Origin of the sequence: Streptomyces murinus (assembly GCF_002154555.1) — a bacterium.
Taxonomy (GTDB): domain Bacteria; phylum Actinomycetota; class Actinomycetes; order Streptomycetales; family Streptomycetaceae; genus Streptomyces; species Streptomyces murinus.
In genome coordinates, this window is the sequence record NZ_MUNF01000124.1 from 1 (window position 1) to 7909 (window position 7909).

Annotated in this window: 8 protein-coding genes; 6 read left to right on the top strand and 2 right to left on the bottom strand. The window is 73.7% G+C overall.

Features of this window, described 5'->3' with window-relative positions:
* Positions 1 to 23 precede the first annotated feature (23 nt).
* Positions 24 to 827 (bottom strand): nuclease-related domain-containing protein, encoded by an 804-nt coding sequence (locus tag CCN72_RS09825; protein ID WP_086807182.1) that lies wholly within the window; start codon positions 825 to 827, stop codon positions 24 to 26.
* Between the two features lie 99 nt (positions 828 to 926).
* On the opposite strand from CCN72_RS09825, the gene CCN72_RS09830 reads away from it, so the two are divergent.
* From CCN72_RS09830 to CCN72_RS09855, 6 genes are all read left to right on the top strand, one after another.
* Positions 927 to 1433: a protein-tyrosine phosphatase family protein gene (locus CCN72_RS09830; protein ID WP_161218858.1), complete on the top strand. Its 507-nt coding sequence runs from the start codon at positions 927 to 929 to the stop codon at positions 1431 to 1433.
* A gap of 119 nt (positions 1434 to 1552) precedes the next feature.
* Positions 1553 to 2299, top strand: coding sequence for a hypothetical protein (locus CCN72_RS09835; protein WP_086807176.1), 747 nt, complete (start codon positions 1553 to 1555; stop codon positions 2297 to 2299).
* The gene (locus tag CCN72_RS09840) at positions 2296 to 3585 is read left to right on the top strand and encodes a sensor histidine kinase (RefSeq protein ID WP_086807177.1); all 1290 of its coding nucleotides are present in this window, start codon (positions 2296 to 2298) and stop codon (positions 3583 to 3585) included. Before CCN72_RS09835 ends, CCN72_RS09840 begins: the two co-directional genes overlap by 4 nt.
* Positions 3586 to 3733: 148 nt before the next feature.
* Positions 3734 to 5095 (top strand): FtsW/RodA/SpoVE family cell cycle protein, encoded by a 1362-nt coding sequence (locus CCN72_RS09845; protein WP_086807178.1) that lies wholly within the window; start codon positions 3734 to 3736, stop codon positions 5093 to 5095.
* A 38-nt stretch (positions 5096 to 5133) separates the two neighbouring features.
* A complete protein-coding gene (locus CCN72_RS09850; protein WP_208637957.1) occupies positions 5134 to 6591 on the top strand; it encodes a penicillin-binding transpeptidase domain-containing protein in 1458 nt (485 codons plus the stop codon).
* Positions 6592 to 6635: 44 nt separating this feature from the next.
* Positions 6636 to 7121, top strand: a complete 486-nt coding sequence (locus CCN72_RS09855) for a DUF3291 domain-containing protein (protein WP_086807180.1) — start codon at positions 6636 to 6638, stop codon at positions 7119 to 7121.
* Here the strand turns inward: CCN72_RS09855 and CCN72_RS09860 are convergent.
* On the bottom strand, positions 7105 to 7909 hold an 805-nt coding region (locus tag CCN72_RS09860), incomplete at its 5' end, for a hypothetical protein (RefSeq protein ID WP_244174168.1). The genes CCN72_RS09855 and CCN72_RS09860 overlap by 17 nt on opposite strands.

Genomic DNA, 7909 nt, shown 5'->3' on the forward strand with positions numbered 1-7909 from the left:
GGCCAATACACCTAGGGCCTGGCTCAGACCTTCTCCCAGGTACGGCGGTCCCTCGCCATCGCGTGCAGCGCCGCCACGTCCGCCGGTTTCAGTACGCCGCCCAGCCGGGCCAGCCCCGGCAGCTCCCCGGCGGACAGGACCCGTATCCCCCGCGGCGCGGCGGTCAGGGTCACCCCGGAGGGGTCGGTCAGGGCGAGCACCGGGCGGACCTCGGCGGTCAGGGCGTAGGCGGCCCGGTCGGTCTGGGCGCGCAGCCGGCGCAGCAGGGGCTCGGCGGCGCGCCGGCCCACGCTGACCATCGGATCGGCGACCCGCACCCGTGCCCTGCGGGCGTACAGGGCGTGCACGGCGAACAGTCCGCCGGGGCCGATCAGCAGATGGTGGACCCGGTCGCCGCCGGGCAGCGGCAGCGAGTGCAGGGCGAGCCAGCCCGCGCCCTCCAGGCCGTCGAGCACATCGCCCACGGTCTGCTCGGCCAGCAGGGCGCGGCGGCGCGGGTCGGGGCGCAGCCGGTGTCCGGCGCCGGGTTCGCGGTCGAGGGCGATCAGCAGCGCCTCGCCGGGCCGGTTGGGCGCGAGGTCGTCATCGGGGTGCAGGGCGAGCCGGGCGAGTTCGGCGGCGGTGGGGACCGGGGGCGGGCCCACGGCCACCGGGCCGGTGAGGAAGGGCTTCAGGGCTTCGAGGACCCGGTCCCGCTCGTCCTCGGCGAGCAGGTCGACCCGGCCGGCGGCGCGGTCGTACCAGGCGATCCGGCTGCCGTCCGGGCGGCAGACGTACAGCCGGTCCCGGCCCCCGCGGCGGCCCGGCACCACGCGCAGTCCGCTCATGCGCATCACCCCTCGACCATGGGAACAGGCCGGGTGCTTCCCGGGCAAGACCGGCTACCGTGGAGGGCGGCCCCGCGCAGGGGAGTTGGGGAGGCGCCGGTGCGAACCCGCGGAACGCAGCCCGACGTGCCGGCTCCACGGAGCCCGTGGAGCGAGATCGTGCCCGGCCTGTGGATGGGCGGGCACGAGTACCGGGGGCGTACGGGCCGGCTGGAGACGGCCGTCGTACGGGACGAGTTCGATGTGGTGCAGTCGCTGCTGCGGCTGCCCGGCCACGGCCCGGACGCGGGCGTCGAGCACCATGTGTGGCCGATACCGGACGGACCGCTGGACGGCACGCAGCTGGCCGGGGTGATCCGGCTGGCGCGGGCGGCGAACGAGGCGCTGGACGCGGGCCGCCACGTGCTGGTGCGCTGCTGTCACGGGTACAACCGCTCGGGCCTGGTCGTGGCGCACGCGCTGGTGCAGCAGGGCGGTGCGCCGGACGAGGCCATCCGGCTGATCCGGGCCCGCCGCTCGGCGTGGGCGCTGCACAACGAGCTGTTCGTGGCGTATCTGCGCGCCGGGCTGCATACCGTACGGCTCCTTGAGGAACTGGCCGAGTAGCCTCTCTGTCCCGGCACCGGCGCACGGCCCAGGTGCACAGAGCGGACAAAAAGGGGCTTCCTTGGAATCTATGTGCATACTGGCCTACTGACCTGCAAAACCATCGCCCCTGGAGCACCGTGCCCCTCCGTCGCCCTGTGCGCACCGCCTTCGCCGCGGCCGCCGTCGCCCTGTTGTCGGCGACGGCGGCGGCCTGCGGGGACGCCGGCCAGTTGCAGAGCGCCGGGCCGACCCAGACCGCGGACAGCCCCGCCAAGCTCTGGCCCGATCTGCGCCCGGCGTCCAGCCCGGCGTACCCGTACGACGTGGCGACGCGGGAGACCGTCAAGGGCCTGACCGTACCCGGCGGCGACATACGCAGGATCGATCCGGTGGACATCGTCGAGGCGGAGCTGAAGGCGCACCCGGCCGACTACGGCTCCAAGGGGGCGTTCCACGGGACCGTGGACCGGGTGAAGGACTGCCGTGCGGGCGGCGACCGGGCGCTGTGCCCGCTGCTCAAGCCCTACTACCGGGACCTGACCGGCGACGGCCGGCCCGATCTCACGCTCGGCTTCCGGCTCTACCCGACCAACCAGACGGCGGTCCGGGTCTACACCGTCGAGGGCCGCCATCTGGTGCAGGTGCTGGCCGACAACGACGCGATCCTCGGCGTGGAGCTGGCCGGGCGCGCGCTGATCGAGCGCAATCCGGCGGACATCTCCGGCTACGAGTACCGCACCACCTGGGAGTGGGACCCCGGCCAGCGCGCGATGGTGTTCTCCCGCGACGAGTACCTGCACACCGGCACGGGCCGCCGGATCCACAAGGCGAGCCCCTCCGCGCGCCCGTCCGCCTCCCCCGCCGCCTCCCCGGGCGCGTCATGAGGCTGCTGCTGGCCCGCTGGGCGGGGCCGCTCGCCGTGAAGGCGGCCGTGTTCATCACCGTGATGTGCTGCGCGCTGGCCGCGCTGCTCGGTGTGCTCGTGCACGTCTCGGTGACGGACCAGACCGTCGGCAACGCCCGTGACCTCGCCCTGTCCCGGCTCTCGGACGCCACCCGCGCCTACGAGGCCGGGGACACCCTGTTGCCCAACGCCGGGGTCGACCCCGAGGGGCTGCCGGACTCGCTGCGGGCGCTCGCGCTCTCCGGGCGGCGCGGCACCGTGGTGTCCACGCACCGGGGGCGGCCGACGATGTGGGCGGCGGGCCCCGTCCAGGGGCACCGGGCGCTCGCCGTGGAGATCGACTACTCGCAGCAGTCCGGCACCATCGCCGGGCTCGACACCTCGATCCTGTGGTCCTCCGCGCTCGCCATCGGCGCGACCGTGCTGGTCGGCGTGTTCGCCGTGTCCCGGGTGACCCGGCGGCTGCACGCGACCGCGCGGGTGGCCCGCCGGATCAGCGCGGGCGACCTGGACGCACGGGTCGACGACCCCCGCACGAAGGATCCGGTCCGGCCCCAGGACGAGGTGGCCGCGGTGGCCGCCGCGCTGGACTCGATGGCCGCCTCGCTCCAGGGCAAGCTGCTCAGCGAGCAGCGGTTCACCGCGGACGTGGCGCATGAGCTGCGGACCCCGCTCACCGGGCTGCACGCGGCGGCGGAACTGCTGCCGCCCGGGCGGCCGACGGAACTGGTGCGGGACCGGGTGGCCGCGCTGCGCACCCTCACCGAGGACCTGCTGGAGATCTCCCGCCTGGACAGCGGCCGGGAGCGGCTGGAGGCCGACGCCGAGGGCCTGGGGGCGCTCGCCGAGCGGGTGGTGCGGGCGTCGGGGACGGAGACCGAGGTACGGGTCGTACGGGACGCCGTGGTGGAGACGGACCGGCGGCGCCTGGAGCGGGTGCTGGGCAATCTGGTGGCCAACGCGCACAAGCACGGGGCGGCGCCGGTGCTGCTCACGGTGCACGGGCCGGTGGTGACGGTGCGGGACCACGGGAGCGGGTATCCCGAGTATCTGGTCGTGCACGGGCCGCAGCGGTTCCGTACCGAGGGCGGCGCGAAGGGGCACGGGCTCGGGCTGACCATCGCGGTGGGACAGGCGGAGGTGCTGGGCGCGCGGCTGTCGTTCCGGAACGCGGTGGACGGGGGCGCGGTGGCGACGCTCGTCCTGCCGGTGGCTTGGCCGACGCGGGTGGCTCCGCCGGGGCGGGTGGCTCCGCCGGGGCGGTAGGGCTCCGTCGGGGCGGTTCGTCGGCGGGTACGGGTCGTATGTGGCTTGTCGCGCCCACGCGGCGGAGCCGCATGCCGGACACAGCCCCGCGCCCCTAAGGGGCGCGTTGCACTGAGGCGGAATAGTCGGGTTTAGGTAAGTTCGCGGCATGACCGACGCCGGAACCGCCGCGGCGACGGCCCCGGCCGCCGTGCCTGTCGTACGGCTGCCCCGGCGCCGCGGGATCGAGCTCGCGCTGATCGTGCTGGCCGTCACGCTGTCGGTGTACGGCTACTGCGCGGTGGGCCTGGCCCGGGCCGGGCGGGTGCCGCCGGGGGCGCTGGCGTACGGGGCCGGGCTCGGGGTGCTCGCGCTGCTCGCGCATCTCGCCGTACGGCTGCGGGCGCCGTACGCCGATCCGCTGCCGCTGCCCATCGGGGTGCTGCTCAACGGGCTCGGCCTGGTGCTGATCTACCGACTGGACCTGGAGACACCGGGCGACCGGGCCGCCCCCGCCCAGCTGGTGTGGTCCGCGCTCGGGGTGGCCCTGTTCATCGTCGTCGTCCTGCTGCTGCGCGACCACCGGCTGCTCCAGCGGTACTCCTATGTGTGCGTGGTCGCCGCGCTCGTCCTGCTCCTGCTGCCGATCCTGTTCCCGGCGGTCAACGGGGCCCGGATCTGGATCCGGTTCGCCGGATTCTCCATCCAGCCGGGCGAGTTCGCGAAGGTGCTGCTCGCGGTGTTCTTCGCCGCGTACCTCGCCGCCAACCGCAACGCGCTCGCGTACACCGGGCGCCGGATCTGGCGGATGCAGTTCCCGACCGGGCGGGTGCTCGGGCCGATCGTGACGATCTGGCTGCTCAGCGTCGGGGTGCTGGTCCTGGAGCGGGACCTCGGCACCTCGCTGCTGTTCTTCGGGCTGTTCGTGGTGCTGCTGTACGTCGCCACCGGGCGCACCGGCTGGATCGCGGTGGGGCTGGTGCTCGCCGTGCTGGGCGCGGTGGCCGTCGGCCGGGTGGAGCCGCATGTGGGCGGCCGGATCGCGGACTGGCTGCACCCGTTCGCCACCATCGAGGCCGGGCGGGGTCCCAACCAGCTCTCCCAGTCGCTGTTCGCGTTCGCGGCGGGCGGCCTGCTCGGCACCGGGCTCGGGCTCGGGCACTCGGTGCTCATCGGCTTCGCCACCAAGTCGGACTTCATCCTGGCCACGGCCGGCGAGGAACTGGGCCTCGCGGGGCTCGCGGCGATCATCCTGCTGTACGCGCTGCTGGTGGAGCGCGGCTACCGGGCGGGCCTCGCGCTGCGCGAGCCGTTCGGGCGGCTGCTCGCGGTGGGGCTCGCCTCGATCCTGGCGCTCCAGGTGTTCGTGATCGCGGGCGGGGTCACCGGGCTGATCCCGCTGACCGGCATGGCGATGCCCTTCCTCGCCCAGGGCGGCTCCTCGGTGGTCACCAACTGGACGATCGTGGCCCTGCTGATCCGGGTGAGCGACTCGGCGCGCAGCCAGTACGACGGCAGGGAGGCGCCGTGAGCGACTACACCGGGATGGGCGGCGAGGGCGGGCGGCCGATGGCCCGGTACATCCGGCACGCCTGCGCGTTCTGCACCCTGCTGCTCGCCGCGCTGCTGGTGAACGCGGCCCGGGTGCAGCTCGTCCAGGCCGGCGACTACACCGGCAACCCGGCCAACCGCCGCGCGGCCATCGCCCGTTACCAGCAGCCGCGCGGCGACATCCTGGTCGACGGCAAGCCGGTCACCGGCTCCGTGGACACCCATGAGCAGCTGCGCTACGAACGCACCTACCAGGACGGCCCGTTGTACGCGCCGGTGACCGGCTTCGCCTCCCAGTCGTACGGCACCACGTTCCTGGAGCACTCCGAGGACGGGGTGCTCTCCGGCGCCGATCCGATGCTCGCGCCGCTGCCGCTGTGGAACGACCTGACCCGGGGCCTGGAACCGGGCGGGAACGTCGTGACGACCCTCAGCCGGGCGGCGCAGGAGGCGGCGTACCGGGGGCTCGGCGGGCGCAAGGGCGCGGTGGCCGCCGTCGACCCCTCGACCGGGCGGATCCTGGCCCTGGTGACGAGCCCCTCGTACGACCCGGCCCAGCTCTCCGGCAACGCCGAGTCGGTGGCGTCCGCGTGGGCGCGGCTCAACGGCGACCCGGACAAGCCGATGCTCAACCGGGCGGTACGGCAGACGTATCCGCCGGGTTCGACGTTCAAGGTGGTCACTGCGGCGGCGGCGCTGGACGCGGGGGTGGTCACGGACCCGGACGCGCGCACCGACTCCCCCGACCCTTATCGGCTGCCCGGCACCCGCACCACGCTGACCAACGAGGCCGACGGCTGTGTGGACACCTCGCTGCGGGACGCCTTCGAGTGGTCCTGCAACACGGTCTTCGCCAAGCTGGGCGTGGACGTCGGGGTGCGGGACATGACGGCCACGGCGGAGGCGTTCGGGTTCAACGACGGCGGGCTGCGCGTGCCCTTCTCGGTCGCGACCAGCACCTTCGACTCCCATGTGGACAAAGCCCAGTTGGCGCTCTCCTCGATCGGGCAGTACAACACCCGCGCCACCCCGCTCCAGATGGCGATGGTCGCGGCGGCCGTCGCCGACGACGGGCGGCTGCACACGCCCTATCTGGTGGAGCGGACGACACGGCACGACGGCGAGACGGTCGCGGGCAGCGGAACGCATCCGGTGCGGCAGGTCATGCACCCGTACACGGCCGAGCAGTTGAAGGAGCTGATGACCGGGGTGGTGCGGGAGGGCACCGGTACCCGGGCGGCGATCCCCGGCGCGATCGTCGGCGGCAAGACCGGCACCGCGCAGCACGGGGTGGACAACACCGGTCTGCCGTACGCCTGGTTCGTCTCCTGGGCGCAGGACCAGGACGCGGTGGAGCCGGCGGTCGCGGTCGCGGTGGTGGTGGAGGACGCCTCGGCGGACCGGGGCGAGATCAGCGGCGGGGGCGACGCGGCGCCGATCGCCCGGGACGTGATGCGGGCGGTGCTCGGCCGGTGAGACGGGGCTGCCGCGGGCGGCCGGGATCTCCTTAGGGTGCGACCATGACGGATACCGCACCCGCGTACGAACTGGCCCAGGTGAACATCGCCCGCCTCAAACACCCGCTGGACTCGGCCGAGTTGAAGGACTTCGTCGACGGGCTCGACCCGGTGAACGCGGTCGCCGACGCCTCGGACGGCTTTGTGTGGCGGCTCAAGAGCGACTCCGGCAACGCGACCGACGTCCCGGTGCTCGGGGACGCGTGGCTGATCGTCAACCTGTCGGTGTGGCGGGACGCGGAGGCGCTCACCGCGTTCATGTACCGGGGGCAGCACCGGGAGTTGCTGGCCCGGCGCCGGGAGTTCTTCGAGCGGCTGGAGGAGGCGGTGACCGCGCTGTGGTGGGTGCCGGCCGGCCACCGCCCGGCGGTCGCCGAGGCGGAGGACCGGCTGCTGCACCTGAGGGCGCACGGCCCGACGCCGTACGCCTTCACGCTGCGGGCGCCGTTCGCGCCCGGGGAGGAGGCGGCGGTCAGCCGATCGGCTTGACCGCCTCGGAGCGGACCTGGAGGGTCTCCTTGGCGAGCGCGGCCAGGTCGACCTCCGAGGGGTCCTGCGATATGACGCTCATGTCCACGACGACGATCGTGGCGGCCGTGTTGCCGTCGGCCCAGGCGCAGGAGGGCATGGTCATCTTCGTACCGGCCTGGTCCTGGACCAGCACCTCGCAGCTGATGGTGACGTCCAGGTCGAAGTCCTTCACGGGCACGGCGACCGTGGTGCCGGCGCTCTCGGCGCCGCCCTTCATCATGTTCCGGCGGATCTGGTCCGCGTCCTTGAGCCGGCCGTACATGCCCGACACCACCAGGGTGCCCTTGGTCGCGTCACCTCCCAGAGCGTACGTGCCCACCACGGCGTGCACGTCCTTGGCGTTCCAGGAGGAGTTCGCCTCGCTCTCGATCGCCTGCCCGTCGGCGCCGGAGAGGTCCTTGGAGAAGGTGTACTTGTCGTCGAGCAGCGTCTTGGGCAGCGTCAGCTTGTTCTTGGCGTCGGGGAAGGTGGTCGCCGACTTGTAGCCGATCGCGCCGAGGGCGACCAGACCGCCCACGATCAGCACGACCACGCCGCCGACGATCCCGAGGATCAGACCGACCCGGCTCTTCTTCGGGGGCGGCGGCACGACGGGCGGCATACCGCCCCAGCCCTGGTACGGCGGCTGCTGCGGGCCCCCGGGCTGGGGACCCTGCTGGGGGTACGGCGAGCCGCCGTAGGGACCGGGGTTCTGCGGCTGGGGCTGCCCGTAAGGGGACTGCTGGCCGTAAGGGGACTGCTGGCCG

What these genes read in the sequence shown, in the direction of transcription:
- CCN72_RS09825 (WP_086807182.1), bottom strand. Translation starts at nt 827, where the DNA reads ATGAGCGGACTGCGCGTGGTGCCGGGCCGCCGCGGGGGCCGGGACCGG.
- CCN72_RS09840 (WP_086807177.1), top strand. Translation starts at nt 2,296, where the DNA reads ATGAGGCTGCTGCTGGCCCGCTGGGCGGGGCCGCTCGCCGTGAAGGCG.
- CCN72_RS09845 (WP_086807178.1), top strand. Translation starts at nt 3,734, where the DNA reads ATGACCGACGCCGGAACCGCCGCGGCGACGGCCCCGGCCGCCGTGCCT.
- CCN72_RS09850 (WP_208637957.1), top strand. Translation starts at nt 5,134, where the DNA reads ATGGCCCGGTACATCCGGCACGCCTGCGCGTTCTGCACCCTGCTGCTC.
- CCN72_RS09855 (WP_086807180.1), top strand. Translation starts at nt 6,636, where the DNA reads ATGACGGATACCGCACCCGCGTACGAACTGGCCCAGGTGAACATCGCC.